Here is a 25,672-nt window from a genome sequence, read left to right as displayed (position 1 = left end):
CCCCTTAGTACAGATTTGTAACGTTCCAGATAGCACGCGAGGACCCGCGCGACCACTCTCTTGGGTCACGGTAATGGCGATAATCCGATCACAGGCGCGTGCAGATAAAGCAGCGCCATGAAGATCACAATTGCAAGCAACCAGACCCAAGGGCGCGGCCACGGCTTTGGACTGCGCAGCGAAAGGCGGGCTGTATTGCGGGATAACCGGGTCCATTCCATACCCATATCGCGTTGTTTGCGGCGGTCGATCAAAACCATTCCGAAAGCCGCAAAACCTGCAAAAAGCCCGAACAGGATCACGTGAGACAGGCTACCATTCGCCAGCAGATGCGCCCCCGCCCACAGCATCAAAGCCGCAAGAACAGGGTGGCGCGTGGTCCGCAGGATGCCGGGTTTTTCGGGGTCAAAAACGCGATGCCCCATCCCGCCAAAAGAGAATGGATTTTGGATCGATATGCCCGCAACAGCCAGCCAGCACACGATTGGCATCACCAATAGTGGCGCCCAGCGAAAGATGGCAAGCGGCGGGATGACCTCAACATATGGCGCTTGCGCTGCGGCGACGATCAGCCATGCCAGCACCAGTAAGGAAAGCGCTGAATAAGCAGCGAAATATCCCTTGCGCCCCAGTGTTTCGATCAGCCGACCGCGCACGGCCGGTCTTACCGGAATGGCGTGGCTGAGAAGAAAGGTGATCAATGCTGCGAGGAAGAAGGCCCAACCGGTCATCGTATTCTCCGAACGTGTTACGCGCGGACTACGCCCCGAACGCTGTCCGGTCTTTGTCTAAGATCAAGTGCGGGGCAAAAGGGGCGGACGCGCCGCCCCTGCCCCAATTTACAGTCCCAGCGCTTTGCGCCGTTCTTCGGCAAAGCCCTGCACGATGCGATCCGCAACAAGGGCCAAAATAGCCATCGCCGCACCGGCCGAGATACCCAGACCCACATCCGCCTGCCCCAGCGCGAGATAGATTGACTGCCCCAGACCGGTGGTCCCGATCAGCGCGGCAATCACCAGCATGGCAAAGGCATAGAGGATGGTCTGGTTCAGCCCTAGCAGGATCGTCGGCGCTGCGTATGGCGCGCGGATATCACGCATGATCTGCCACTCGGTCGCGCCGCTTGAAATTGCGGCCTCCATCATCTCTTCCGGAGTGTTGACCAGCCCGTGCCGCGTATAGCGGATCATCGGAACGATTGCGTAGGCACAGATCGCCAGAAAGGCCGAGAACTCGCCAATTTGAAAAACCATCAGCACCGGGATCAGGAAAACGAACAGAGGGATCGTCTGCAACATGTCGCAGATCGGACGCACGATCTTCCAAACCGGCGACCATACCGCGCTTGCCAGTCCGATCAGAGCGCCTGCAACGGCGCAGGAAAACACCGCAGCCCCACTTAGGTATAGCGACAGCAGGGCGCGTTCCCACAGGCCGGATACGAGGATGGTGCACAGCAGCCCCACCGAAAGCGCCGCCAGACGCCAGCCGCCCGCGACATAGCTGAGCGCGGCAGCGCCGGTAAGAACGAATGGCCAAGGCAGGTTTGCGATGCCGGTTTCCAACATTCCAATCAGGATCAGCACAACCAATCCTCCGGTCATGTGACCGCGCCATGCTATCAGTGCGGCGATGACCGCGCCGACGGCGAAAAGGCCGAAGCTCATGCCAGTCGTCCACTGGAACCCCCATGTGAACGGCAGAACGGCCTGATCCAGACCGATCCGCAGTGGCAACAGAACATAGAACAACGAGTTGTTCTTGAGCGCATCCAGCCAAGGACCGTTGGCCTGCGTGAACGCGGTCAGGCCGCTATCGACAGCCTCAGCCATAGGATCAAGCAGGGTCAGCTCGGACGGGTTCGGCAACCACGCCCAGAAAGCGACAGTGAACAGGACCGCAAAGCCCAACACCGCCCAGACAACGCGTTGATCATAGCGCTTACGCTCGGTCGCCAACGTACCGCTCATCCGGTCGATCACCACGGCAAAGACCACAATGACCAGACCAGCCATCAGCGACTCACCAAACTGCGCCTTGCGCATGGTCAGAAGGACTTCCCAGCCAATGTCGTTGAACCCGCCGATAACGGCGGCGATGATGACCATCGAAAGGGCGGCCATCAGGCATTGGTTTACGCCCACCATGATCTGCGTCGCCGCTGCGGGGATTTCGACCTGAAACAACTGTTGAAACCGCGTGCCGCCGGACATGATGGCGGCCTCTTTAATCTCAGGCTCGACCCGTTCCAAACCCAGCATCACGTTGCGCGCCATGGGCGGGGCCGCGTAGATGGCCGACGCGATTAAACCCACAACCGGACCAAAGCCGAACAGCAGCAATAGCGGGGTCAGATAGGCAAAGGTTGGAACCGTCTGCATGACGTCCAGCACCGCCTGAACAAAGGACCTGACGCGCGGCACTTCGTTGGCAAGGATACCGATGGCACCTCCGACGATCAGCGCGACGGGCACAGAAACGGCAACCAGCGCCAGCGTATTCATACTCTCGGCCCAATAGCCGGAGGCGAACACGAAACACAGGCCAAAAAACCCCAATGCCGCCATGGGCAGGCCGCCCAGATACCAGCCCAGTGCCGTTACCAGACCGATGAGGATGGGCCATGGTGTGTTACCTAATACGAAATTGGCCCCGTTCATGGGGTAAGCCATCAGATCGGAGAACAACCGCATTGCCGGTTTGATACTGTTCAGGAACCAATCCAGAAATGCCCCAACCCATTGTGTTGCCGGCAATTCCCAAGCGGTGGGCCACTTGACCAACCAAGGTGCAACGCCTTCCAACGCAAGGCAAATCGCGCCGACAACGACGGTGATCAATGCCGCCTTAGCGCCAACCGTCAATTGGATCGCGCTGTTACTGGGGATGTCTGAAACGGCAGTCATGTCTCATCCACCTGGAGCGCGGCGGCAAGATCAGAAGGATGAACCGTGCCAACAATATCGCCGTTTTCATCGCGCACAGGAACGGGTTCATAAAGCTCCATGCAATGCGCCAACGCAGCGTCCAGGGTCATCGAGGTTGTCAGGCCAGGATCATCCGGGCCACGTTCAGACTCGTCCCGCATGACCGAGGCAACCTTGGCGTGCTGACCCTTGGCCACGTCCTTCGAGAATTCGCGCACGTAGTCATCTACGGGGCGCAATACGATATCCGTCGGCGTTCCGATCTGGACGATCTTACCGTCGCGCATGATGGCGATGCGGTCGGCCAGTTTCAGTGCTTCTTGGATATCGTGAGTAATAAACACGATGGATTTCTTCAGCGTCGCCTGAATGCGCAGGAATTCGTCCTGCAGCTGTCGGCGGATCAGTGGATCAAGGGCCGAGAACGGCTCGTCCAGAAACCAGATGTCCGGGTTCACCGCCAAAGACCGTGCAATGCCCACGCGCTGACGCTGACCACCGGAAAGCTGGCGCGGGTAGCTGTCCTCGCGACCCTCCAGTCCGACCAGAGTGATGACCTCTTGCGCGCGGGCCATTCGTTCCTTTTTGCCGACGCCCGATACGCGCAGTGGATAGGCCACGTTGTCCGCAACCGTCATGTGTGGAAACAGGCCAAAATGCTGGAACACCATGCCCAGTTTTTTGCGTCGCAATTCCGTCAGCGCTTTTTTCGACGCGCCGATGACGTTTTCGCCGTCGACGCGAATTTCGCCGCCAGTGCCCGGCAGCAATTGCGAGATACAGCGGATCAGTGTGGACTTGCCCGATCCCGACAGGCCCATGATGACGAACAGCTCGCCCTCTTTGACTTCGAAATTTGCGTCCTGAACAGCCGGAATGAACCCGTGTTCGCGCAGATCGGCGGCGGCTTTGTCTGCGTCATTCCCTGACCGAGACAGCGCGTCGGTCAGGGCTTTGTCTGCGCCTTGACCAAAAACCTGCCAGAGATTCTGGCAGGTAATGGCTGGCGTATTCGCGTCAGTCACTTATGCGAACTCACTGCGTTGCCGCGTCAACAACCGGACGCCATTTGTCTTCGTTCGCAGCCATCCATTCAGCGACAACTTCTTCGACCTTACCGCCGTCAACGTCGATCGCGCCCATCATCGGCTGCTGGTCCTCGACCGCCAATTGATAGTTGGACAGGATTTCATAGGCCGCGGGCCATTTCTCTTCCATACCGTTCCAGCTGGCCTTGAAGATGCGCGAGGGCGAGAAATCGCAGTCGTTCACGGCGTTCGGGTTTGGGCCCCAGGCCGGGTCGTTAAAGCATGCCTCTTCACCGGCGGGCAGCTCGACGAATTGCACGTCATAAGCCGACATCGCCCAATGCGGCTGCCAGAAGGTGACCAGCAGCGGCGATTTACGCTCGGTCGAGGCGCGCAGTTCGGCGATCAAAGCACCTTCGGAACCGGCAGGCACAGCTTTGAACGGCAGCTCAAGACCGGTCATACGGTCGGCGCCGGGCGTACCCCAATCGGCAGGATAGTCAACCAGACGACCACCGGGCAGAGTTTCAGCGGTCGCGAAAACCTGCGCGCAGTCTTTCAGGGCTTCCCACGCAGGCAGGCCCGGGCACAGATCGGCCACATGTGCGGGATAGGCGATACCTTCCTTGGCATTCAGACCCAGATCACCGATTTCAACCACGGTGCCTTCGTCGATTTTCTTGGCGTATTCGTCCGAAACGTTGGACGACCAGATTTCCAGCGTTGCAGTGATGTCGCCATCCGCGACTGCCTGGAATTGGTTCATCATGCCGGCGGTCACATATTCGACGTTGTAACCCGCGGCTTTCAGCATCTCGCCCGCCACTTGGGTCGTTACGTGCTGACCGGTCCATTCGTTGATCGCCAGTTTGATCGGCTCGTCCACGGCACCCATATCGGCGGCGTTAGCGGAACCGGCTACCATCATAGCCAACAGGCTGACACTAAGTTTTTTCATCGACATTCTCCCTGTCTTTTTTTGTTTTTCGTCCACCTCAGCGCACAGGTGCGCGCCGGAAGGTTGGACAGACGACAATACCATGTCGCAACATGCACAATATTGGCCGCAAAAGGGAAGTGAACACTTTGAACAAAGGCGGAATTTTTCGCCTTGTACTAAGCTGCAAGTCCCCACCCGCTGCGTTGTACTGGTCGCGCGCGTTTTTGCTTAACACAAATATCTGGCGCAGGTCTTTGATTGACGAGTCAATCACAAACCCGAATCCCCTGTTTTGTCGAGTATTTCTTTTCCCGACGTTCGATTTTTCTGCATTTTTTGATCTCAGACGCGCCAAATGTCCAAAATCTCGCTCTCTTTGAGACCTTGCAACGACGCGTTCAACAGGCAACTTTATCGGTGGAGGACATGATTGATGCATCATTTCGATGAAATTTTTGTAATGGCTGCCAATCGCCATGGTGGCCCGGATGCGTTGAATGGAAAATTGAGCAAACCCAAAAGCCTAGCCGAGCTTACTGAGATGTCGGAAGATCGCTGGCTGTCGATTATCACCAAGACTATTTTTCAGGCGGGGTTCAACTGGAAGGTCATCGAAAATAAGTGGGACGGGTTTGAAATCGCATTTGACGGTTTCGATGTCGGACGCTGCGCCTTCATGGATGATGAGAAATTCGACGCCTTGCTGCAGGATACCCGCATTGTGCGCAACGGAACCAAGATCGCGACCGTTCGTGACAATGCCGCCTTTTTGCTGGAGCTTCGTGATGAAGGCGGTGCGGGTCAGGTTCTTGGGGGTTGGCCATCTGACGACTTTGCCGGGTTGCTGGCGATGCTGGGCAAGCGAGGGTCGCGTCTGGGCGGGGCTTCGGCCCAATATGCCATGCGATTTGCAGGGCGTGACAGTTTTATCCTCTCGCAAGATGTGACCGCGCGGCTGATTGCCGAAGGGGTGGTCGATAAGGCCCCAACATCGAAAAAGGCGATGGCTGCGGTGCAAGAGGCCTTTAATACATGGATGGATCAATCAGGCCGGTCGCTAACGGAAATCAGCAGGGTTTTGGCGATGAGCCTGTGAAAACGGGTTGCAGCGCGGGCGCATCGCATTAGGCTTTAATTATGGCCTTTCGTATTTTGATGACGCTATTAATTTTGCTTGCTGCCTGTGGTCGCCCTTTGACGGATCAGGAACGCGCATTTGCAAGTGCCGTTCAAGGCGACACGCTGGATCTGGATCGCGTGCGCCTTGTTGAAGGTGCGCCGGTAACGCCGATCACGTTTTACCGCAAGGACCGGCCGCGCCTGGCCTGTCGGGAACGTATCCTGCCACCAACCGAAGAAGGTGTCGTCACGGCGAAACCCGCCGCTGTTGCGTTGTTCAATAAGGTCTATTTCAACAAGGATTGGTATCTCGAGGATTATATGTCCGACTTCCCTGACCAAATGGACCTGATTGCCGGGATGTTGCTTGCACACGAGCTGACCCACGTCTGGCAATGGCAGAACCGCCGATCCACCGGTTATCACCCCCTACGTGCCGCCGCCGAACATGGCGGAAGCAAGGACCCCTACTTGTTCGACCTGCAGACATCGCCTGATTTCCTGTCCTATGGATTCGAACAACAGGGGGCGATCGTCGAGGAATACGTCTGCTGCCGGGCGTTGGACCCTACTGCGCCGCGGACCCAGCGCTTGCATGACATGTTGGGGGCGCATTTCGACTTGTCTCCGCTGCCCGGCCCGCAACGCGAGCGGGCCGTTGTCATCCCGTGGAGCGGAGCGAAGGTCGAAGGAATTTGCCGCGAAGGCTAAGCCTTATTGCAACGTCTCCAGATAAGCCACCAGATCCACAATCGGTTGACTGGTCAGGATCGGCTGCCCATCGGGTGTTTTCATCGTGGTATCCTGCCCGTCGAAATAGGGACCGTAAACCGGCATCGGGCTGCCATGGCTGACCAAGGGATCACGCCCGTCGATACGCGCCACAACACGGGCTGTAGGGAACACTCCATCCCGGTATGCCAGCTGTGTCAGATCAGTCGGCTGTATCACCAACACACCAGCCATTGGCCCCTGCCCGGTCGCATCGATCCCATGACAAGTTGCGCAATAATGCTGATAGAGTTCGGCACCCGTTTCAACGTTCTGCGCCATGGCCTGAGACGCCAACGCAGCTACACTCACACAAACGGCCCCGAACATTGGTCTGATCATCGCATCCTCCTGTCACGATTGACATTTGCAGGCTTGCCCGCCGGGCGGCTTGGCGCAATGATCCAGATCAACGAAGCGGGAGGATACGGGCAATGACACAATACGCAGCCATTATGCTGGCGGCCGGGATCGGCGTTCCGATTCTGGCGGCTTTGAATGCCGCACTGGGCAAGCTGATCGGGTCCCCGACAACCGCTGGCGTAGTCCTGTTTGCCATCGCGTTCGTGGCGTCAGCCCTTGTCATGCTGCTGTTCCCGGGAATGGAAGCGCTATCCAAGGTGGCTCAAGCCCCAAAACACCTGTTGCTGGCGGGTGTTTTGATTGCGTTTTATGTTTTGTCGATCACGCATGTTGCCCCCCATTTCGGGGTCGGCAACGCAGTGTTCTTTGTTCTGCTGGGGCAGTTGATCAGCACGGCGGCCATCGACCATTTTGGCCTGTTCGGTGCTCAAGTCACGCCGCTGACATGGATACGGGCCGGGGGCATCGCCGTGATGGCGGCCGGTGTCGCCATCACTCAACTGGCTTAAGAACACCCGCCTCCAGCCGCAGCTTTCGGTCCATCCGCGCGGCCAGATCCATGTTATGCGTCGCAATCAACGCTGAAAGCCCTTCATCCCGAACCAGCGACATCAGTGCACCAAATACCTGATCCGAGGTTTCGGGATCCAAGTTTCCAGTCGGCTCATCCGCCAGCAAAACGCGCGGCTTGTTTGCCAAGGCCCGACAAAACGCAACACGTTGCTGCTCGCCCCCCGATAAGGCGGCGGGGCGGTGATCGGCCCGTGCTGCAACGCCAACGCGGTCCAGGAGGGTCATCGACCTGTCCTGTGCAGCCTTCTCGGATACACCGTTAGCCAGTTGCGGCAGAGTGATGTTTTCCAGCGCGGTAAACTCGGGCAACAAATGATGGAACTGGTACACGAACCCAACATCCTGTCGTCTAAGCGCTGTACGGGTTCGATCCCCCCTGCCCGCTACATTCTGGCCCGCGATTTCGACGGTCCCCTCATCCGGTTTGTCCAGTAGTCCGGCAATGTGCAACAGTGTCGATTTGCCTGCCCCGGATGGCGCGACCAAAGCCACAGCCTCACCTGCGCGCAGTTCCAGATCGACACCGCGCAGCACCTGCACCTCACCCGGAGTGCCTTTGAGATAGGTTTTAGTCAGACCGTTCAGCCGCATCGTCAGATCATTCATAGCGCAGCGCCTCAACCGGGTTCAGCCGCGCCGCGCGGCGGGCCGGGAAATAGGTGACGATGAACGAAAGTCCCAACGACAGCCCAATTGCCTTGAGAACATCTGAAAGGTGCAACTCGGCGGGTAAGGAATAGATGCCGCGAATGGACGGATCCCAGACGCCGCCGCCCATGACGTAGTTCACGAATGAGAATATCGGGTCGATATAGATGGCAAACAGGCAGCCGAGGATCACCCCCATAACGGTGCCGAGGATGCCTGTGAACGCACCACAGATGAAAAAGATCCGCAGGATCGACCCTTCGCTCAGGCCAATGGTGCGCAGGATACCGATATCGCGCCCCTTGTTTTTCACCAGCATGATCAAGCCCGACACGATGTTCATTGCTGCGATCAGGACGAGGATCGACAGGATGATGAACATCACGTTGTCCTCAACCTCGAGCGCGCGCAGAAAACCACCCGAAGCGTCCTGCCATGTCCAGATTTGACTGCGCCCGCCTGCAGCCTCAAGAACCGGGATCAGAACCGGGTTCATCGCTTCGGGCCGTTCGACCATCACTTCGATCTCGTCGGCCACACCGTCGCGGTTGAAAAAGCTCTGAGCTTGCGTGAACGGCATATAGACGCGGGTGCGGTCAATGTCATACCGCCCGGCCGAGAACACATAGACCACCTGATAGGCATTCACCCGAGGCGATGTCCCAAAGGCGGTTTTTACCCCATTGGGTGAGGTCAGTTTGACGGTGTCCCCGACCGTCGCCCCAATGCTGCGCGCCACACCTGACCCGATGGCAATCACATCCTCTCCGTCCTGAAACTGGGTCAGATCACCGACGGCCTGTTCGCTTTGCGCTACGCCGGGCAGATCGCGCAAGTCGTCGGGGCGGATACCAAAAACCTCGACTCCGCTGCTGCGGTCGCGATTGGTAATCAGGACCTGACCTTTGACCAACGGGGCCGCGCGTTCCACGCCCGGAACCTGCGCGATCCGGCTGGTCATCTCTTCATATTCTGCGATCGTGCGGTCAACGCGCCCCTGCGCATCAAACTCTCCGGCGGAGTACACAGTCACATGGGCGTTTGCGCCCAGAATGGTGCCCACAAACTCGGACCGAAATCCAGAACGGACGGCCAGAGTGGCAATCAGGGCAAAGACAGCCAGCGTGATCCCGATCAGGGAAATCCACGTCATGACGCTCACGCCACCTTCGGCACGGCGCGCGCGCAGGTAACGCCACGCGATTTTCCACTCAAATGGGGCAAAGGGCGGGGGTGTTCTGGCCATGCCTGCTCCGGTTATTTTGTTGTCGCGACCCTTTCGGCATTTCACCGGATGGTCAAGCCGGTTGTCAGCCGGTCAGCGTTGCCGCGCGGTTTAGCACCTCTTCTGCGCGCGGTCGGGTACAAATACCCCTGTTTTCCAACTCGGAAAACACACGGTCCCGCAGATCGCCGGGCAACAGCGACAAGGCGCGGTTATGCAGACCCAGCGTCAATGCAGCGGGATCATCCAGCATCGCCAACTGCGACGCCATTTCCGCAGGCGAATAGGTCGGCCAGAGCCCGATATTGCATTGCGCGTGGTCCTCGAACCACGGTGCATAGCCATCCGGCGATTTGAGGCAGAACGCATTCAGCAGCATGAACTCGGACGGCCGCCTGCGAGATCCAAACAACGCCTGCACCGAGCCATACCGATCGTTGATCTCGTCCAGCAACGCCAAGGCCAAGGATCGGCGCATCGCGAAAGGGGTCGCAAATGTCGTGGTCTTCAACCCGGTGAGGTCGGTACCTGACGCCCCCAGTGCATCAAGGCTCTCGACCAGCCAATTGCGATGGTAATCGCTTTGGACGTCGATGAAAGCGATGCGTGCCGCCCCGCTGTCAGCAAAGAACTCAGTCGGGGCAAAGCTACGCAGAAAGACGTTCTTGGTGTCCAGGATCACCATGCTCTCTGATGCCGCAACGCGCGCGGCGCCCAGCTTCAGAACTTGCTGACTGCGATATCCGTTGGACCCGCGCCACCCCTGCCTGCGAATGCCGGGAATACGAAACCGGTTTTCGATCAGGATCCGATCCGACAAGGATCGCCGCGCGTACTGACCGGACTGCAACAACAGGTCATCGCCGCCCGGGACCTGAACCTTGGATCGCAGTGGGCCGTATGAAGCCAAAAGGGGTTCGATTTTTGCCCTGAGCGTATCTTCGTCGCAGTCATTCATGATCACGTGAATCGACGAAACCATGTCCGGATCGACAAAACGGGCAAAAGACAGCGCCTGAAGTTCAAGCAGCGGAAAGTCCTTGGAATACACGACGGTCGCGAAACTCAGCACAGCGGGCCCTTTCATCGTTTTGCTCGGTTTATCAGCAATTTCAGCGCGGTCAAATTCACTCTCAAAGCCTCGAAAATGCGAATCAGCAGGGCCACCGGTTAAACTGCCACTCGAATTTAAGGAGATCACTCGTCGCTAAAATATACCACCGGTTGTGACGCTCTTCACAGACAGCCCGGTATTGTTTCAGGTATGAAGTCAATGTGAGCATGGCGAGACAAACTGAACTCAAAATGCAACATTTGAAACGCAACTTTATTTCGCGTTTTGCTTATTTTTGGAAACTTTGTCACCCTATTGTGGGGGAATACATTTTTTAGAGCGGGGGTCGCTCATGAGTATTCGAATTGAAACTGAACAACCGGACGTAATTTCGGTCCGACAAACATCAACAGATTTGGATTGTGAGTCCGCAGTTCTTCTGCGCGCAACCATCCTTCCGGTCTTTGCCAGCGCGGCAAGCTGGGCTGGTCTGACCGACATCCTGAACGACAAAGGGTATCGTTTGGTCTTCCGGGATGGGCGAATGTGCCTTACTGATCAAATCACCGGAGACCGGATTTGCGGTCTACGCTTTCTGGGCCTTGAGTTCAGGGATCTGGTGCGACGGTTGGGCCGTCCAATCGTTGTGGCACGGGGCCATGCGGCAGACGGAGACGTTCTGACTGCCCGACCGACAGCCTGACGCGCCTAAAAGCTGCGCCAGAACTGAACGGATCGGCGCGTCGTCTTCCACAGACTGTGGCGCGCGGCGGCTTTGATGGCATCCGACGTTCCGGGCTTTAACAGTCGCTCAAGGATCAGTGCTGCGGGCATGTGACCGCGTTGGTAATATCGAACGAAATCGGACTGTGTCAGGTCATCGGCCGACCTGTACCCGCCGTAGTAATTCATCCAGACGCGGGCGTAGTCTTCCGCTGTTGCGGCATCGTCGCTCGTAGCGCCCCTGCCCCAGAACATGGATATCGGGTCGTCAATGCGCTCGCCCTGATACCCTTCGGTCAAAAGGCGTAACATCAGATCGTAATCGGCCGCGACGCTAAATTGAGTGTCATGTCCGCCCAGCGCCAAAAACACATCCCGCTTCAGCAACACAGAGTTATGGCAGAACGGCATCCGCTGCAGAATCGCTGTCAGCGACATCCGTTTCTCTCGGCTTTCTGATCCATTCTCGAACCGGCGCAGGGTCGAGCCGAACAGGAAATCCGGCTGTGTCGCTTCAAGCCGATCAGCGACAATGTTCAAAATGTCGTCGGACGCCAGCGAGTCATCAGAGTTCAGGAACAACAGATATTCCCCGCGCGCGGCCTTCGCGCCGTTGTTCATCGCGTCATACAAACCGATATCCGGTTCGCTTATCAGCCGGGTGCGAGCCGCGTCCGCAGTCAGGTTCTGTAGAAACTCGACCGTGCCGTCGGTCGATGCCCCATCCTGAATGATATGCTCAGCCCGGTCGCAATTCTGACGCGCCATGCACTCGATCACCTCGCGAAAACTGTCCTGCCGTCCTTGCGATAGCAGGTCATAGGTCGCGGTGATGACCGAGATCAGCGGCGCGTCAGAGGTATCAGGCGATGCGCTCATAGATCTCGGCGATCTTGGTAACGGCGGCTTCGGGGGACATCTCCTCGCTTTCGCCTGTGCGGCGGCAGGTCAGTTCAACCACTCCGTTTTTCAAACCGCGCGGGCCAACGGTGATGCGCCAGGGCAGACCGATCAGGTCCATGGTGGCAAACTTACCCCCTGCCCGTTCCTTGCGGTCATCATAAAGCGGATCGAGCCCCAGCGCAGTCAGCGCGCCGTAGATCTTGTTGCAGGCGGCGTCGGCCTCGTCATCACCCTGCTTCAAGTTGACGATACCGCAATGGAACGGGGTCACGCCTTCAGGCCAGATGATGCCCTTGTCGTCATGGCTGGCCTCGATGATCGCGCCGATCAGGCGGCTGACGCCGATACCGTGGCTGCCCATGTGAACCGGAACGGGTTTGCCATCGGGGCCTTGTACAGTTGCACCCATCGCCTCCGAATACTTGGTGCCGAAGTAGAAGATCTGACCAACCTCGATCCCACGCGCCACGCGACGACGCTCCTCGGGGACTTGGTTGAACAGCGCCTCGTCATGGGTTTCATCCGTGCGGGCGTATTTCGAGGTGAACTCCTCGAGGATGGCCTGACACTGCTCGCGGCTGTCGTAGTCGATCTGACGATCACCAAAGGTCAGATCGGTGACTGCACTGTCATAGAACACCTCAGATTCACCGGTATCGGCCAGAACGAGGAACTCGTGCGTGTTGTCGCCACCGATGGGGCCGGAATCGGCGCGCATCGGGATGGCTTGCAGGCCCATGCGCTCATAGGTGCGCAGATAGGTGACCAGATGGCGGTTATAGGCGTGCAGCGAGTCCTCTTTGGTCAGGTCGAAATTGTAACCGTCCTTCATATAGAACTCACGTCCACGCATCACGCCAAAGCGGGGCCGGATCTCATCGCGGAATTTCCACTGGATTTGGTACAGCGTCAGCGGCAGGTCTTTGTAGCTGCTCACGTGGCCGCGGAAGATGTCGGTGACCAGTTCTTCGGCGGTCGGCGTGAACAGCATATCCCGATCATGCCGGTCCTTCATGCGCAGCATTTCCTGACCATAATCATCATACCGCCCGGATTCACGCCACAGATCCGCCGATTGCATGATGGGCATCTGGATCGCGATGTGGCCAGCGCGTGCCTGCTCTTCATGGATGATGTTTTCCAGCTTACGCAGCACTTTGAAACCCAGCGGCAACCATGAATAAATTCCGGCAGCAGCTTGCTTGATCATCCCGGCGCGCAACATCAGCCGGTGGCTGACGATCTGGGCCTCGGAGGGGTTTTCCTTGAGAACGGGCAGAAAGTAACGGCTGAGGCGCATTGTATGACCTTCAAAGGTGAGAATTCGACTTCAAAGTTGCTTATGCCAAAGCCCCGCCGGGGGCAATCATGCATTGGTTATTTTGCGACCTCAGGCCAGTCGGTTTTTTGATTGACCCGCCAGTTAGGTTTTTCAATTGTGACTGAAATACAGAATCCAGGGGGCACCCATGCAAACCATTCAGGAACCCGCGCGTCAAATACCGGTTGTTCATCAGACAGACGTTCTTGTGGTCGGGTCAGGACCGGCAGGACTGGCCGCCGCGCTGGCCGCCGCCCGCGCCGGTGTCGAGGTGTCGCTGGTCGACCGCTTCGGCTGCATGGGTGGCAACATCACCGCCGTGGGCGTTGAGGGCTTCGCCTGGTATCGCCATGAACAGACGGTCGAAGCTGGTGGAATCGGCATGGAGTTCGAGACCCGCGCCAAGGACATGGGTGCGGCCGTGCCAGAGAGCCAATCGCTGAGCTATGAGTTGGACAGCGAGGGCTTCAAGTTGGTGGCCGACAAGCTGGTTGAAGAGGCAGGCGTTCATCCGATGCTGCACCGGCAATTCGTCGCTCCGATCATGGAGGGTGACCGGATCACCGGCATCATCACCGAATCCAAAGCGGGGCGCGAGGCGATCCTGGCCAAGGTTGTGATCGACGCCACCGGCGACGCCGATGTTGCCCACCGCGCAGGCGCGCCGACCCACAAAACTGCCCGCGAAGACATGATGGCCGCCTCGGTCATGTTCCATCTGGCCGGTGTCGACAAACGCTCCTTTTTGGAGGGCGTCAAGGCCGACCCCCAGACCTACAAGGATTGGGGCGGCGGCGGTGAGTGGAATATCGAGACGAGCGGCAAAGAAGACGACATGTTTTCGCCCTTCGTGCACAAACCTTTCCAGCAAGCCATCGATCAGGGGCTGATCCCCCAGCATCTGAATACCATAGCAGGCACCTGGGGTGCAATGCATGACACGGGTGAGCTGACCTATATGAACCTCATCCACATGGCCGAGATCGACGGCACGGATCCCGACAGTTTGACACGTGGCGAGATCGAAGGCCGTCGTCAGTCGATGCTTGCCATCGAAGCGCTGCGACGTTTCATGCCGGGCTGCGAGAATGCTCGGCTGCGAAATTTCGGTATGACCATCGGCATCCGCGACACGCGCAAGATCGACGCGGCCTATAACATGACCGAAGATGATGCCCGCCATCAGGGCCGGTTCGAGGATACGATTGGCATCTATCCCGAATTCATCGACGGTTATGGCATCCTGATCCTGCCGACTACGGGACGGTACATGCAGGTCCCTTACCGCTCGATGCTGCCCAAAGGTGTCAAAGGGCTGCTGGTCGCGGGTCGTTCGCACGGGGCGGACAAGGTTGCCCATGCAGCGACGCGCAATATGGCTTGCTGCGCGGTCATGGGTCAGGGGGCGGGAATTGCGGCAGCCCTGTCGCTGAAAAGCAATCAGGATCTGCACGAGATGAACCTCGCCCCTGTTCACACCGAGCTGGATCGGCAAGGCGTAAGGATCCACTGATGATGCAAACGATCCCCACGATTGACATCTCTCCACTGAAAGACACGACCCATCCGGACCATGACGCAATCGTTCAGCGGATCTTGGACGCCTGCACCGACATCGGGTTCTTGTCCATCACAGGCACTGGGGTTTCACCTGACACCGTTAATCAGGTCCGTGCCAAGACGCGCGCGATCTTTGACATCGTTGAACAGAGCAAGTGGGATCAGGCCATCACTCGCGACAACTATCGCGGATACATCCCCATGGGTTTCTTCACGCCCAATGATGGCTCGGGCAAAGCGGACAAATACGAAGGTTACAAGCTTCATTTCGAAGTTTCCGAGGACCACCCGGTTCGCGGTGACTGTGCGCTTTATGGCCCGAACCTCTGGCCAGAGGAGGTACCGGGCGCGCGGGAAGTCATATTGGAGTATTGGTCGCAACTGGACCACGTGGCCGAACTGCTGCTGGGCGCGCTTGAAATCGGTCTGGGTCTGAAGCCCAACGTCCTGAAAGCGGCCTTTGCAACCCCCATGACCAACATGACACTATTGCACTACCCGCCGCAGGCCCCGGATGAGGAAGGCTTTGGCATTCATCCCCACAAGGACACGGATGCCCTGACCATCATTGCCCCCGACCCCGTCGGCGGGCTTGAGGTGCGGACCCGGGATGGCGGATGGATCACCCCGGATTGCCCTTCCGGCGGCTTTATCGTGAATATTGGCGACATGCTTGAGCTTTGGTCCGGCGGCCAGCTTAAATCCACTCCGCATCGGGTGGTCAATAAATCTGGCAAAGAACGCTATTCCTTCCCTTATTTCGCAGTTCCGCGTCATGACGTGGTCGTTGAACCTCTACTGCCACCCCTGCCCGGCTTTGATCGACCGTCTGTTCATTGCGGACATTGGTCCGCCGAAATCTGGCGCACCAACTGGCCCGATGAGAATGCCACCGTCGATACGCCCGAGCTTGGGACGCTCAGCTCATAATCCTTGGAAATCTCCATGGCATGAACCGCTTGCATCACGTGGCCGCTTACGCCAAGAACACCGGTAAGAGCCAAGAACAAGGGGACGAGCATGGCCTTGCCGGTAAAGGATCAACTCAGATACTGGGGCATTGCCGCTGTTATTTTTGTGCTTTTACTATGGGCACTTGGCGACGTTCTACTACCTTTTGTAATTGGCGGCGCGATCGCCTATTTCCTAGATCCTGTCGCAGATCGACTGGAAAACCTGGGCCTGTCGCGCATGGCTGCGACCGGGATTATTACCGTCGTCGGCCTTCTCAGCTTTGCCCTGATGATCCTGATGGTCGCACCGGCGCTGATCACACAGTTGATCGAATTGGTCGAAGTTATGCCCAGCCTGTTCAAACAACTGCGCGGGTTTGTTGAACAACAGTTCCCGTCATTGCTGGACACGGAATCAAGCACTCATCAGTTCCTTGTCTCAATGGGCGAAACCCTAAAATCCAAGACCGGCGATGTGCTGCAGACCGTGGCTGCCTCATTGGGTTCGGCGATCAACGTTGTCGTTCTTCTGGTCATCGTCCCGGTCGTAACCGTTTACATGTTGCTGGACTGGGACCGTATGATTGCCCGCATCGGAGACCTGTTGCCGCGCGACCACGCCCCAACGATCAAACGTCTGGCCGCCGATATCGACAGCGTTCTGGCGTCTTTCGTGCGGGGTATGGGGACCGTCTGCCTGATCCTTGGAACCTATTACGCCGTGGCACTGATGGCCGTCGGCCTGCAGTTCGGGCTGATCGTGGGCTTTATTGCTGGTCTGGTCACGTTCATCCCCTATCTCGGCGCCCTGATCGGCGGCACGCTGGCCATCGGTCTGGCGCTGTTCCAATTCTGGGGGGACTGGGCGCAGATCGGTCTGGTTGCCGGGATATTTGCGCTGGGTCAGGTGGCCGAGGGCAACTTCCTGACGCCGAAACTGGTGGGTAACTCGGTCGGCCTGCATCCTGTATGGCTGCTGTTGGCATTGTCTGTGTTCGGTGCCCTGTTCGGCTTTGTCGGCATGCTGATTGCCGTACCCGTTGCTGCCGCACTGGGCGTGCTGGCGCGGTACGCGACATCGGTCTATCTGGGCAGCCGTCTGTATACCGGCCTCGAAAGCGTGGATCAGGAAGACCTGTAAGATGGCCCTTCAATTAAGCTTTGATCTTCCGGCCAAAACTGCGCTGGGGCGTGAGGATTTTTTTGTCTCTCCCGCGAATGCACTGGCAGTTGCAATGATTTCGGCCACGTCCTGGCCGGGCAACAAACTGGTCCTGAGCGGCCCTGCGGGTGCAGGTAAAACTCATCTGGCCCATGTCTGGGCAGCGGAAACCGGTGGTCGGATCATTCAGGCCGCGGATGTGCGTCACGAAGACGTGCCGGATCTGGCACGCGCGCCTGTCGCGGTCGAAGACGTGCCGATGGTCGCCGAAGACCTCGATCAACAGAAAACACTGTTTCACCTGCACAATCTTGTGTTGGCCGAAGGCAACGCCCTTCTTATGACTGGACGGCTTGCCCCTAATTTCTGGCAACTTCCACTGCCCGATCTCCAAAGCCGGATCGAGGGCGCGCATCACGTGGCACTGGATCCTCCGGATGATGCATTGCTGGGCGCGGTTCTGGCCAAGCTGTTCGTGGACCGGCAATTGAACCCCAGCCCTGAGGTCATCGCCTATCTGGTTAAACATATGGACCGGCGCTTTGAAACTGCCGCCAGTGTGGTGGCGCAACTGGACCAGCTTGCGCTATCGGAAAAGCGCGACATTACCCGTGCCTTGGCGGTGCGTGTTTTGAGCGCAGATTTGGATGATGTCCAATCTGGGAATTGACCCACGCCGGGTCATCTCGCATTCTGCACGCGGAATATCTGGAAGAGACATGGATCAGACTGTCGTTACCGAAATCCCTGACTGGGGTCCGTTCGGAAAGCCCCTCTTTGATGACCCCCAAGCCCGAGCTCTGTCACGCGTGGGCGTGGTTGACGTTGGATCAAACTCAGTCCGGATGGTGATCTTTGACGGTGCTGCGCGCTCACCGGCTTACTTCTACAATGAAAAAGTGATGTGCGAGCTTGGCGCGGGCCTTTCGGACACGGGGCGGCTTAATCCGACGGGTCGCAAACGCGCCCTGGCCGCTTTAGGCCGGTTTGCCCAGCTTTCCGATGACCTTGGCCTGCCCGGCCTGCATGTCGTCGCCACCGCAGCCGTGCGCGAGGCCGAGGATGGCCCCGATTTTTGTGCCGAGGTCAAAGCCGAAACCGGCCTGACCGTATCGGTCATTAACGGCGATGAAGAGGCTCGCCTGTCCGCGCAGGGTGTCCTGCTTGGATGGCCCGGCGCATATGGCCTGATCTGTGACATCGGCGGGTCCTCAATGGAATTAGCCGAGATCGGAGACGGCGGTGTCGGTCGGCGCCTGACTTCGGCCCTGGGGCCACTGAAACTACGGGACATCAAAGGTGGCCGACGCGCGCGCAAGGCACACATCAAAGCCACGATGGAGGATCTGCGCGACCAGATGGGGCCGCAACGCGATCGCCTGTTCCTTGTGGGCGGAAGCTGGCGGGCCTTTGCGCGCCTGGACATGCTGCGCCGGGGTTATCCCCTGAACGTTCTACATGAATATCGCATGACCACCAAGCAGGTGCGCGAGACCATTAAATTCATCGAAAAGGGTGACCCGGAAAAGCTGCGCAGCAAAGCCGGTGTGTCGGGATCACGAATGGCGCTGATCCCCTATGCGATGGATGTGTTGGCACGCTTGATCCGCACGTTCAAACCCAAGGATATCGCCATTTCCAGCTATGGTATCCGCGAAGGTCTGCTTTACGAACAGATGCCGCAAAACCTGCGGGACCGCGATCCGTTGATCGAGGCGAGCCGTTTTTCCGAAGCCAAGGACGCCCGCCTGCCCGGTTTCGGAAAACACCTGCTCGATTTCGTGATGCCGCTGTTCAAATCAGCCCCGCCCGCGCGTATCCGCCTGATAAAGGCGGCCAGTTTGTTGCACGACGTCAGCTGGCGCGCACATCCTGACTATCGCGCCGAGGTCTGTTTCGACTACGTCACACGTGCCAATCTGGGCGGCTTGAAACACTCGGAACGAGTCTATATCGGGCTGGCCCTGCAGCACCGGTATCGCAACAAACGCGAGGGCAACCGGTTCACCGCACTGTACGAACTCCTAGACGAGAAAGACCAGAAACAGGCCGAGATTTTGGGAAAAGCTATGCGGTTTGGTGCCATGCTGTGGATGCAGAATGATGCGCCGATGGCGACTTTGAAATTTTACCCCAAGAAGCAACAGCTGGACTTGTTCCTGCCAACTGCAGCACGCCCCCTGTTCAACGAAGTGGCCGAGGCGCGGCTAAAGTCACTCGGGAACGCTTTGAAATCTGAAACCCGTGTCATCATCCGGGACTAGATATCAAATCTCGGTTTCGCCGTCGGGCGGGCCTTCAGGGATCTCTGGCTGAGCATCTGGGTCTTGTGGCAGCTTCTTTCGGATAATGATATCGCCGTTAGGCAGGATCTCGGGCGTTTCATAGGCGCTCCAATCCTCAATCTCATCAGCCAGCTCGGCCAAGGCGGGGCCCATTTCCGCAATAAATGACTGCATTGCAGGGCCAAACTGTTCAGCGAGTCCCAGCAGTTCATCCAATGCAGGCTCCATCTCCTTGCGCAAGCCTTCAAAGAACAGCTCTGCCCCCTGCTCCATCAGGGATTTGTTCCCCTCTTCCTCGGCAGAGGCCGGAAGGGCAATAACGACGGTCAGCGCGCAGATTGGAATGAAACGTCTCATATCCAAAATATAGGGCAACTGAAACGCGGTTGGAAGATCACAGCTCGATATCCAGAGTGACAGGGAAATGGTCGGACGCGGTTAGCAACGCTTCATGTAAATCCTGCGCATCACGGCAAGCCGGATCGCGAAACGGATGCCATATGCGCCAGTCCGGGCGACGATCCTTTAACCCATCGCTGATCATAATATAGTCCAGCAATGCCTCAAGATACCCGCGATCTTGGGGCCGATAAAAGCGCGCGGTCGACGGGCGTTCGCCAGGCTCTGACCCGAAGGCCGTATCCGCGTGGGGGTCGAACACCCCCGATTGCAGCAGGATTTCAACCGATGAGCGACCAAACAGGTTTTCGAATTCGTCCAGCCCCGGACCATCGTTCAGATCGCCCATTAAGATCACCTCTTCATCAGCCGCCAGATGCGCCTTGATCCGCCGGCCCAGCCAGATCGCCTGAGCCAGCTGTTTTCGGCGATTGGCGATCGAGATGCGGATCGCCGCATCGCGGGTTTCCGCCCCATGAGGCGCCTTTGACTTCAGATGCGCGCCAATAAGACGGAACCGTTCGCCTGCCCTAGTTTCAACCGCCAATTCCATGGGCGGCTTGGAAAACTGCACCTGATCCTCGGTTGCGTCAATATCGAGGTCTATGTGAAACACCTGATCGAAACGCGGAGCCCGTTGCCCTCCGTCTCTTGGATCATGTCGCACCGTCAGAACGCGCGGGTCATACACTAAGGCCAGTTCTTGGTGCGTATCGTTGGCAAAACCCATCACGGCTTCGCTGGTGCGCAGATCGAAAGCCTCGGCAAAGTTTTGCAGAGCGCGGACTGTGTTTTGAGATTTCCCTGTGTTTGGTGCTTCGACAACCAGCGCTGCGTCCGCATCCACCGCCGTCAGAACTGTGGCGATAGCCTCAATCTGCTGCGCTTTGGTGACATCATGGCGACCTGACCAACTGTCATCAGCAATCAGTTCGTCATGGCGGTCAAACAGATTGGCGAACCATTCGATGTTATAGGTCGCCAGGCGCATACCTCAGGCCTGCGCGCCGTTGACTTCGTCCCAGGCGCGGTTGATGTCGATCATCTTCTTTTCGGCCAGACGTACGGCCTCTTCAGGGACCCCACGCGCCAACATCGCATCGGGATGTGTTTCGCGCACAAGCTGCCGCCAAACCTTGCGAATATCAGACAACGGCATGTCCCGTGGCACCCCAAGAACCGTGTAAGGATCATTGGGCGCATCAGGCACAAAACGGGCACGCAAGGCCATGAACTGCGCATCGGTCTGGCCGAAAATATGACTGACCTCTTCCAGAAATTCATTTTCGTTGGGGTGATAGAATCCGTCCGCCATGGCGATGTGGAACAACCCCTCCATCAGGTCGCACAGCGTGGTGCTATCCTCGGAAAACATGCGCGCGATTTTGTGGGCATAGTCCTGATAGCCCGCAACATCCGTGCGGGCCATATTGAACACGCGCGCCGCGCCTTCCTCATCATCGCGGGCGATCTGGAACACGTCGCGGAAGGCCGTGACCTCATCCCGCGTCACCTGCCCGTCAGCCTTGGCCATTTTCGCGCCCAGTGCGATCACGGCGATGGTGAAGGCCACCGACCGTTCGGGTGGCGAGCGCAGCTTTTCAAAGACTGCGGTAAGGCTTTCACCCTGGGCAAGCGCGCTTAGCGCATCGGATATACGGATCCAGATCGACATGAGCGCACCCTAGCGTCCCAAATCGGGACTGTCAGGTGCAACCAAACCGTCTGTGGCAAGAATTTTCTGCATCAGAACAAGGTCCAGACGTTTCCCCCACTTGAACCCAACCTCGGGCATGCGCCCGACTTCGACAAAGCCCACGGCCGCGTGAAAAGAAACTGCCCCCGGATTTGCCAAAGAAATCCCCGCCACCAGTGCATGAGTTCCCTCTGCCCGGGCGGCGGCCTCAAGCGCCCGCATCAAAGCGCGCCCCGTGCCCTGTCCGCGCGCATCAATGGCCAGTTGGATCGTCAGCTCTCGACACTGCGCGTATCCCGGACCGGATCGAAACGGACCATAGGTTGCAAACCCAAGAATCTGGTCGTCTTGTTCTGCCACAAGATAGGCCGGACCACGCGCTTCGATGTCACGTGCAATGCCCTCCACGCTGCGTTCGTCGGTTGTGAATGTTACCAGCGTGTCGCGAATGATTGCGTTGGTGATCGCAGCTATCTCTTTGGCGTCCGCAGCTTTGGCCTGCCTGATTTTCATTCCAACACGCGCTTCCCGTGCGGTGTTTCGAACTCTGCTCGCAATGCGACCGGGCCTGTGTCGAATACAACAGCGCCCATTTCGCCTAGCAGCTTGGCAAGCTCCAGCGCGTCCGGGTGAAAAACCACCAACCGACGCAAACGGCAGCCGCTATCCTGCAGCATATTTGCCGGATGCAAATCTCCGTGCCACTGAATAAGCGCCGGGAACAGATTGTCGAAGGGCAGACGCCCGTTTGGCGGAACCGCCATCTGCCAGCGCAACGCTCCGCGGGCCAGATCAATCGGATGCCCGACGCCATCGGGGAAAACGGAAAGGGAGGCAGAAATGTCCGGCACCCGGCATATCCAGTTGGTAAGCCGGGGCGCGCCCGTGAACCGGTCCAGATCGAACCATCTAGTTGTTTGCGGATTCGGTGCCTGTGGGTCGATCGCAATAGCCTCTAGGTACAGGCCATCCCGCAGCCCCAAAAGACGATTGTAGGTGCCGAATCTTTTATGCTTGCCGCCGTCTTGCAGCGGTACTCCCAATGCCTGTTCGACATGGGCAGACGCTTCTTCGAGCGTTTCGCCCGCAACCGCCAAATGATCCAGTAACACGCAGCGCCTCCTATGAAAAACGACCAGACCCTATCGGATCTGGTCGCATGTTTTCCTTAAAGGCGGTGGATCACAAGATTTTTCGACGAAATTCTTTGAACGCCTCAGCCTTTCGCTTCACCGATCAGGCGCAGAATGTCCTGAGCGGCTTCGGGGATGTTGGTGCCCGGGCCAAAGATCGCTTTGACGCCGTGATCATAGAGGAATTGATAATCCTGCTGCGGGATCACCCCGCCGCAGATAACAAGAATGTCCTCGGCACCGGCTTTTTTCAGCTCTTCTACCAGCTGCGGCGCCAATGTTTTGTGCCCCGCTGCCTGCGACGAAATACCGATGACGTGCACGTCGTTGTCCACGGCGTCCTGCGCGGCCTCTGCCGGGGTTTGGAACAGCGGGCCTACATCCACGTCAAACCCGATGTCCGCAAAGGCGGTTGCGATCACTTTGGCACCGCGGTCATGCCCGTCCTGCCCCATCTTCACCACCAGCAGGCGCGGGCGACGGCCTTCAGCCTCCGCGAATTCTTCGATGGACTTCTGGATCGCGGCAAAGCCTTCGTCGCCTTCGTAGGCTGCGCCATAGACACCGGCCAACGTTTTCACTTCGGCGCGGTGGCGGCCGAATTCTTTTTCCATTGCCATGCTGATCTCTCCTACGGATGCACGGGCGCGGGCGGCCTCGACGGCGGCGGCCAGCAGATTTCCACCTTCACTGGCGGTCTTGGTCAGCGCGTCCAGCGCCGCTTGACAGGCGGCCTCGTCGCGGGTGGCGCGGATACGATCCAACCGCGCGACCTGAGCTTCGCGCACGGCGACATTGTCGACATCCAGAATGTCGATCGGGTCTTCCTGTTCCTTGCGGTACTTGTTGACGCCGACGATGACCTCATCACCCCGATCGATCATGGCCTGACGGCGGGCTGCGCTTTCCTCTATCCGCAGCTTGGGCATACCGCTGGCAACGGCCTTGGTCATGCCGCCCATTTCCTCGACCTCTTCCATCAAGGCCCAGGCTTTTTCGATCAACTCGTTGGTCAGGCTTTCGATGTAATACGAACCAGCCAGCGGATCGACGACATCGGTGACACCTGTTTCCTCTTGCAGCACCAGCTGCGTGTTCCGCGCGATACGAGCCGAAAAATCGGTGGGCAGCGCAATCGCCTCGTCCAGCGCGTTGGTGTGCAGCGACTGGGTGCCGCCCAGAACCGCGCTCATCGCTTCATAGGCGGTACGGATCACGTTGTTATACGGGTCCTGTTCCTGCAGCGACACGCCCGAAGTCTGGCAATGGGTTCGCAGCATTTTGGAGCGTTCGGATTTCGCGCCAAAATCCGTCATCACCCGGTGCCACAACGTACGCGCGGCGCGCAATTTGGCGATTTCCATAAAGAAATTCATGCCGATAGCAAAGAAGAACGACAGACGCCCTGCAAACTTATCCACGTCCATCCCAGCCTGCGTCGCGGCGCGTACATACTCGCGCCCGTCAGCTAGCGTATAGGCCAGCTCTTGCACAAGGTTCGCCCCAGCCTCTTGCATGTGGTAGCCAGAGATCGAGATCGAATTGAATTTCGGCATCTCGTTCGATGTGAATTCAATGATGTCCGAGATGATCTTCATCGAAGGCTCGGGCGGGTAGATGTAGGTGTTGCGCACCATGAACTCTTTCAGAATGTCATTCTGAATGGTGCCGGACAGGACGGATTTGTCATGCCCCTGCTCTTCGCCTGCAACGATGAAACTGGCCAGAATTGGAACCACCGCCCCGTTCATGGTCATCGAGACCGAGACCTTGTCCAACGGAATGCCGTCGAACAGGATCTTCATGTCCTCGACGCTGTCGATGGCCACACCCGCCTTGCCCACGTCACCGACAACGCGCGGATGGTCGCTGTCATAGCCGCGGTGGGTCGCCAGATCGAAGGCCACCGACACACCTTGCTGACCAGCCGCCAGATTGCGGCGGTAGAACGCGTTCGATTCTTCGGCGGTCGAGAAACCTGCATATTGGCGGATCGTCCAAGGTCGCCCAGCATACATCGTCGCTTTCACCCCACGCGTGAACGGCCCAAACCCCGGCAACGACCCCATATGCGGCAGTTCAGAGGTGTCTTCCTGCGTGTAAAGAGGTTTGACGTCGATGCCTTCCAAAGTCTCTTTGGTCAGGTCGTCCAACGGGCGTCCGCGCAGCTCTTTCTCGGCCAGCGCCTGCCAGTCTTTCGTATCGGTCATTGCGTATTCCTTTTCTCAATTCGGGTCGCGAACAGGCATTGCCTGCGCGTTTTAACGTTCGGTGCCGCGCGTCGCGGCAGGTGTAAACGCGATATTTTGAAGCCTGCGTGCATTTCGCCGGTCGCATTCACCGGCGCAGAGGCTATATTCAAACGAACAGGAGGCCCTATGACACGAACGCTTGCCCTTGTTTTCTCGGCACTATTCCCGCTGGTCGCGTTGGCGGCAGACGGGTCTGCGCCCGTCGATGAAGACTTTGTCCGCCCCGCTGGTGATAGCGAGTTGAGCGAATACTTATGGGTCAGTCGGCCCATCGTCGTCTTTGCCGATACCCCAGCCGACCCGCGTTTCCGGCAGCAAATCGACATGCTTCTGGAAGGCGAAGAGGCCATGCGCGACCGGGATGTGGTCGTGCTGACCGATACCGATCCGTCCGCCCGTTCTCCGATCCGGTCACAATTACGCCCGCGCGGTTTCCAGATGGTGTTCGTCGACAAGGACGGCGTGGTCAAACTGCGCAAACCCTCGCCGTGGAGCACACGTGAAATCGGCCGTTCCATCGACAAAACGCCCCTGCGCGAGCGCGAAATCCGCGAACGACGCGAGGGCGGCTGAGCGCTTTCGCCACGCCCAAGGCTCCCGGCGCGAACTGCCGGGAAACCATGGAGATATGGGGAAA

The 25,672-nt window shown here is 58.1% G+C and carries 26 protein-coding genes; 10 read left to right on the top strand and 16 right to left on the bottom strand.

Annotated features, from left to right (window positions below; translation table 11 throughout):
- Window positions 1–65: 65 nt before the first annotated feature.
- The 4 genes from DS906_RS09920 to DS906_RS09905 form a co-directional block, all read right to left on the bottom strand.
- Window positions 66–731 carry an NnrU family protein gene (locus tag DS906_RS09920; protein ID WP_113789993.1) on the bottom strand — a complete coding sequence of 222 codons (666 nt, stop codon included), beginning with the start codon at window positions 729–731 and terminating at the stop codon, window positions 66–68.
- A 108-nt stretch (window positions 732–839) separates the two neighbouring features.
- Window positions 840–2,906 carry a proline/glycine betaine ABC transporter permease gene (locus tag DS906_RS09915; RefSeq protein WP_113789992.1) on the bottom strand — a complete coding sequence of 689 codons (2,067 nt, stop codon included), beginning with the start codon at window positions 2,904–2,906 and terminating at the stop codon, window positions 840–842.
- On the bottom strand, window positions 2,903–3,952 hold the full coding sequence (locus DS906_RS09910; RefSeq protein ID WP_113789991.1) for a glycine betaine/L-proline ABC transporter ATP-binding protein: 1,050 nt from the start codon (window positions 3,950–3,952) through the stop codon (window positions 2,903–2,905). The genes DS906_RS09915 and DS906_RS09910 overlap by 4 nt, the downstream gene beginning before the upstream one ends.
- A 10-nt stretch (window positions 3,953–3,962) precedes the next feature.
- Complete coding sequence (locus tag DS906_RS09905) at window positions 3,963–4,913, bottom strand: ABC transporter substrate-binding protein (protein ID WP_113789990.1); 951 nt, start codon at window positions 4,911–4,913, stop codon at window positions 3,963–3,965.
- 415 nt (window positions 4,914–5,328) lie between these two features.
- On the opposite strand from DS906_RS09905, the gene DS906_RS09900 reads away from it, so the two are divergent.
- Together DS906_RS09900 and DS906_RS09895 are read left to right on the top strand one after the other, a co-directional pair.
- Window positions 5,329–5,991 carry a DNA-3-methyladenine glycosylase I gene (locus DS906_RS09900; RefSeq protein WP_113789989.1) on the top strand — a complete coding sequence of 221 codons (663 nt, stop codon included), beginning with the start codon at window positions 5,329–5,331 and terminating at the stop codon, window positions 5,989–5,991.
- 59 nt (window positions 5,992–6,050) lie between these two features.
- Window positions 6,051–6,725, top strand: a complete 675-nt coding sequence (locus tag DS906_RS09895; protein WP_369934509.1) for a hypothetical protein — start codon at window positions 6,051–6,053, stop codon at window positions 6,723–6,725.
- A gap of 3 nt (window positions 6,726–6,728) precedes the next feature.
- Here the strand turns inward: DS906_RS09895 and DS906_RS09890 are convergent, their stop codons facing one another.
- The gene (locus DS906_RS09890) at window positions 6,729–7,127 is read right to left on the bottom strand and encodes a cytochrome c (RefSeq protein ID WP_113789987.1); all 399 of its coding nucleotides are present in this window, start codon (window positions 7,125–7,127) and stop codon (window positions 6,729–6,731) included.
- A 92-nt stretch (window positions 7,128–7,219) separates the two neighbouring features.
- Here DS906_RS09890 and DS906_RS09885 point away from each other — a divergent pair, with 92 nt between their 5' ends.
- Window positions 7,220–7,657 carry a DMT family transporter gene (locus tag DS906_RS09885; RefSeq protein ID WP_058275676.1) on the top strand — a complete coding sequence of 146 codons (438 nt, stop codon included), beginning with the start codon at window positions 7,220–7,222 and terminating at the stop codon, window positions 7,655–7,657.
- On the opposite strand, the gene DS906_RS09880 is transcribed toward DS906_RS09885, so the two are convergent.
- The 3 genes from DS906_RS09880 to DS906_RS09870 all read right to left on the bottom strand — a co-directional run bounded on the left by DS906_RS09880 (window position 7,641) and on the right by DS906_RS09870 (window position 10,681).
- Window positions 7,641–8,327 carry an ABC transporter ATP-binding protein gene (locus tag DS906_RS09880; RefSeq protein WP_113789986.1) on the bottom strand — a complete coding sequence of 229 codons (687 nt, stop codon included), beginning with the start codon at window positions 8,325–8,327 and terminating at the stop codon, window positions 7,641–7,643. The genes DS906_RS09885 and DS906_RS09880 overlap by 17 nt on opposite strands.
- Complete coding sequence (locus DS906_RS09875; protein ID WP_113789985.1) at window positions 8,320–9,615, bottom strand: lipoprotein-releasing ABC transporter permease subunit; 1,296 nt, start codon at window positions 9,613–9,615, stop codon at window positions 8,320–8,322. Before DS906_RS09875 ends, DS906_RS09880 begins: the two co-directional genes overlap by 8 nt.
- Before the next feature lie 64 nt (window positions 9,616–9,679).
- A complete protein-coding gene (locus DS906_RS09870) occupies window positions 9,680–10,681 on the bottom strand; it encodes a hypothetical protein (RefSeq protein ID WP_113789984.1) in 1,002 nt (333 codons plus the stop codon).
- A 319-nt stretch (window positions 10,682–11,000) separates the two neighbouring features.
- On the opposite strand from DS906_RS09870, the gene DS906_RS09865 reads away from it, so the two are divergent.
- The gene (locus tag DS906_RS09865) at window positions 11,001–11,351 is read left to right on the top strand and encodes a hypothetical protein (protein ID WP_113789983.1); all 351 of its coding nucleotides are present in this window, start codon (window positions 11,001–11,003) and stop codon (window positions 11,349–11,351) included.
- Between the two features lie 5 nt (window positions 11,352–11,356).
- On the opposite strand, the gene DS906_RS09860 is transcribed toward DS906_RS09865, so the two are convergent.
- Together DS906_RS09860 and proS are read right to left on the bottom strand one after the other, a co-directional pair.
- The gene (locus DS906_RS09860; RefSeq protein ID WP_113789982.1) at window positions 11,357–12,250 is read right to left on the bottom strand and encodes a glycosyltransferase family 2 protein; all 894 of its coding nucleotides are present in this window, start codon (window positions 12,248–12,250) and stop codon (window positions 11,357–11,359) included.
- Entirely contained in the window at window positions 12,234–13,574 is a 1,341-nt protein-coding gene (gene proS, locus DS906_RS09855; protein ID WP_113789981.1) for a proline--tRNA ligase, read from the bottom strand. The genes DS906_RS09860 and proS overlap by 17 nt, the downstream gene beginning before the upstream one ends.
- 169 nt (window positions 13,575–13,743) lie before the next feature.
- Here proS and DS906_RS09850 point away from each other — a divergent pair, with 169 nt between their 5' ends.
- The 5 genes from DS906_RS09850 (at window position 13,744) to DS906_RS09830 (ending at window position 19,534) form a co-directional block, all read left to right on the top strand.
- Complete coding sequence (locus tag DS906_RS09850; RefSeq protein ID WP_113789980.1) at window positions 13,744–15,108, top strand: FAD-dependent oxidoreductase; 1,365 nt, start codon at window positions 13,744–13,746, stop codon at window positions 15,106–15,108.
- Window positions 15,108–16,085, top strand: a complete 978-nt coding sequence (locus tag DS906_RS09845) for an isopenicillin N synthase family oxygenase (protein WP_233494747.1) — start codon at window positions 15,108–15,110, stop codon at window positions 16,083–16,085. Before DS906_RS09850 ends, DS906_RS09845 begins: the two co-directional genes overlap by 1 nt.
- A 90-nt stretch (window positions 16,086–16,175) precedes the next feature.
- Window positions 16,176–17,249, top strand: a complete 1,074-nt coding sequence (locus DS906_RS09840; protein WP_113789979.1) for an AI-2E family transporter — start codon at window positions 16,176–16,178, stop codon at window positions 17,247–17,249.
- Between the two features lies 1 nt (window position 17,250).
- On the top strand, window positions 17,251–17,940 hold the full coding sequence (locus tag DS906_RS09835) for a DnaA/Hda family protein (RefSeq protein ID WP_113789978.1): 690 nt from the start codon (window positions 17,251–17,253) through the stop codon (window positions 17,938–17,940).
- 49 nt (window positions 17,941–17,989) lie between these two features.
- Window positions 17,990–19,534: a Ppx/GppA family phosphatase gene (locus tag DS906_RS09830; RefSeq protein WP_113789977.1), complete on the top strand. Its 1,545-nt coding sequence runs from the start codon at window positions 17,990–17,992 to the stop codon at window positions 19,532–19,534.
- Between the two features lie 3 nt (window positions 19,535–19,537).
- On the opposite strand, the gene DS906_RS09825 is transcribed toward DS906_RS09830, so the two are convergent.
- From DS906_RS09825 to scpA, 6 genes are all read right to left on the bottom strand, one after another.
- Window positions 19,538–19,912 (bottom strand): hypothetical protein, encoded by a 375-nt coding sequence (locus DS906_RS09825; protein WP_113789976.1) that lies wholly within the window; start codon window positions 19,910–19,912, stop codon window positions 19,538–19,540.
- 37 nt (window positions 19,913–19,949) lie between these two features.
- Complete coding sequence (locus tag DS906_RS09820) at window positions 19,950–20,945, bottom strand: endonuclease/exonuclease/phosphatase family protein (protein WP_199528522.1); 996 nt, start codon at window positions 20,943–20,945, stop codon at window positions 19,950–19,952.
- A gap of 3 nt (window positions 20,946–20,948) precedes the next feature.
- Window positions 20,949–21,629, bottom strand: a complete 681-nt coding sequence (locus tag DS906_RS09810) for a molecular chaperone DjiA (protein ID WP_113789973.1) — start codon at window positions 21,627–21,629, stop codon at window positions 20,949–20,951.
- Between the two features lie 9 nt (window positions 21,630–21,638).
- The gene (locus DS906_RS09805; RefSeq protein WP_113789972.1) at window positions 21,639–22,163 is read right to left on the bottom strand and encodes a GNAT family N-acetyltransferase; all 525 of its coding nucleotides are present in this window, start codon (window positions 22,161–22,163) and stop codon (window positions 21,639–21,641) included.
- Window positions 22,160–22,762 carry a VOC family protein gene (locus DS906_RS09800; RefSeq protein ID WP_113789971.1) on the bottom strand — a complete coding sequence of 201 codons (603 nt, stop codon included), beginning with the start codon at window positions 22,760–22,762 and terminating at the stop codon, window positions 22,160–22,162. Before DS906_RS09800 ends, DS906_RS09805 begins: the two co-directional genes overlap by 4 nt.
- A gap of 104 nt (window positions 22,763–22,866) precedes the next feature.
- Window positions 22,867–24,993 carry a methylmalonyl-CoA mutase gene (scpA, locus tag DS906_RS09795; protein ID WP_113789970.1) on the bottom strand — a complete coding sequence of 709 codons (2,127 nt, stop codon included), beginning with the start codon at window positions 24,991–24,993 and terminating at the stop codon, window positions 22,867–22,869.
- 168 nt (window positions 24,994–25,161) lie between these two features.
- Here scpA and DS906_RS09790 point away from each other — a divergent pair, with 168 nt between their 5' ends.
- Window positions 25,162–25,608: a DUF4174 domain-containing protein gene (locus DS906_RS09790; protein ID WP_113789969.1), complete on the top strand. Its 447-nt coding sequence runs from the start codon at window positions 25,162–25,164 to the stop codon at window positions 25,606–25,608.
- The last annotated feature ends 64 nt before the right edge of the window (window positions 25,609–25,672 follow it).

The sequence above is a fragment of the Ruegeria sp. A3M17 genome (assembly GCF_003318255.1).
Classification (GTDB): Bacteria; Pseudomonadota; Alphaproteobacteria; order Rhodobacterales; family Rhodobacteraceae; genus Ruegeria.
Note: the sequence above shows the minus strand (reverse complement) of the source record. Positions and strands in the feature narration are given on the sequence as shown.

Bases quoted from the DNA above. Each gene is read 5' to 3' on its own strand.
- DS906_RS09920 (WP_113789993.1), bottom strand. From the start codon at position 731: ATGACCGGTTGGGCCTTCTTCCTCGCAGCATTGATCACCTTTCTTCTC.
- DS906_RS09915 (WP_113789992.1), bottom strand. From the start codon at position 2,906: ATGACTGCCGTTTCAGACATCCCCAGTAACAGCGCGATCCAATTGACG.
- DS906_RS09905 (WP_113789990.1), bottom strand. From the start codon at position 4,913: ATGAAAAAACTTAGTGTCAGCCTGTTGGCTATGATGGTAGCCGGTTCC.
- DS906_RS09900 (WP_113789989.1), top strand. From the start codon at position 5,329: ATGCATCATTTCGATGAAATTTTTGTAATGGCTGCCAATCGCCATGGT.
- DS906_RS09895 (WP_369934509.1), top strand. From the start codon at position 6,051: ATGACGCTATTAATTTTGCTTGCTGCCTGTGGTCGCCCTTTGACGGAT.
- DS906_RS09890 (WP_113789987.1), bottom strand. From the start codon at position 7,127: ATGATCAGACCAATGTTCGGGGCCGTTTGTGTGAGTGTAGCTGCGTTG.
- DS906_RS09885 (WP_058275676.1), top strand. From the start codon at position 7,220: ATGACACAATACGCAGCCATTATGCTGGCGGCCGGGATCGGCGTTCCG.
- DS906_RS09880 (WP_113789986.1), bottom strand. From the start codon at position 8,327: ATGAATGATCTGACGATGCGGCTGAACGGTCTGACTAAAACCTATCTC.
- DS906_RS09875 (WP_113789985.1), bottom strand. From the start codon at position 9,615: ATGGCCAGAACACCCCCGCCCTTTGCCCCATTTGAGTGGAAAATCGCG.
- DS906_RS09870 (WP_113789984.1), bottom strand. From the start codon at position 10,681: ATGAAAGGGCCCGCTGTGCTGAGTTTCGCGACCGTCGTGTATTCCAAG.
- DS906_RS09865 (WP_113789983.1), top strand. From the start codon at position 11,001: ATGAGTATTCGAATTGAAACTGAACAACCGGACGTAATTTCGGTCCGA.
- DS906_RS09860 (WP_113789982.1), bottom strand. From the start codon at position 12,250: ATGAGCGCATCGCCTGATACCTCTGACGCGCCGCTGATCTCGGTCATC.
- proS (WP_113789981.1), bottom strand. From the start codon at position 13,574: ATGCGCCTCAGCCGTTACTTTCTGCCCGTTCTCAAGGAAAACCCCTCC.
- DS906_RS09850 (WP_113789980.1), top strand. From the start codon at position 13,744: ATGCAAACCATTCAGGAACCCGCGCGTCAAATACCGGTTGTTCATCAG.
- DS906_RS09845 (WP_233494747.1), top strand. From the start codon at position 15,108: ATGATGCAAACGATCCCCACGATTGACATCTCTCCACTGAAAGACACG.
- DS906_RS09840 (WP_113789979.1), top strand. From the start codon at position 16,176: ATGGCCTTGCCGGTAAAGGATCAACTCAGATACTGGGGCATTGCCGCT.
- DS906_RS09835 (WP_113789978.1), top strand. From the start codon at position 17,251: ATGGCCCTTCAATTAAGCTTTGATCTTCCGGCCAAAACTGCGCTGGGG.
- DS906_RS09830 (WP_113789977.1), top strand. From the start codon at position 17,990: ATGGATCAGACTGTCGTTACCGAAATCCCTGACTGGGGTCCGTTCGGA.
- DS906_RS09825 (WP_113789976.1), bottom strand. From the start codon at position 19,912: ATGAGACGTTTCATTCCAATCTGCGCGCTGACCGTCGTTATTGCCCTT.
- DS906_RS09820 (WP_199528522.1), bottom strand. From the start codon at position 20,945: ATGCGCCTGGCGACCTATAACATCGAATGGTTCGCCAATCTGTTTGAC.
- DS906_RS09810 (WP_113789973.1), bottom strand. From the start codon at position 21,629: ATGTCGATCTGGATCCGTATATCCGATGCGCTAAGCGCGCTTGCCCAG.
- DS906_RS09805 (WP_113789972.1), bottom strand. From the start codon at position 22,163: ATGAAAATCAGGCAGGCCAAAGCTGCGGACGCCAAAGAGATAGCTGCG.
- scpA (WP_113789970.1), bottom strand. From the start codon at position 24,993: ATGACCGATACGAAAGACTGGCAGGCGCTGGCCGAGAAAGAGCTGCGC.
- DS906_RS09790 (WP_113789969.1), top strand. From the start codon at position 25,162: ATGACACGAACGCTTGCCCTTGTTTTCTCGGCACTATTCCCGCTGGTC.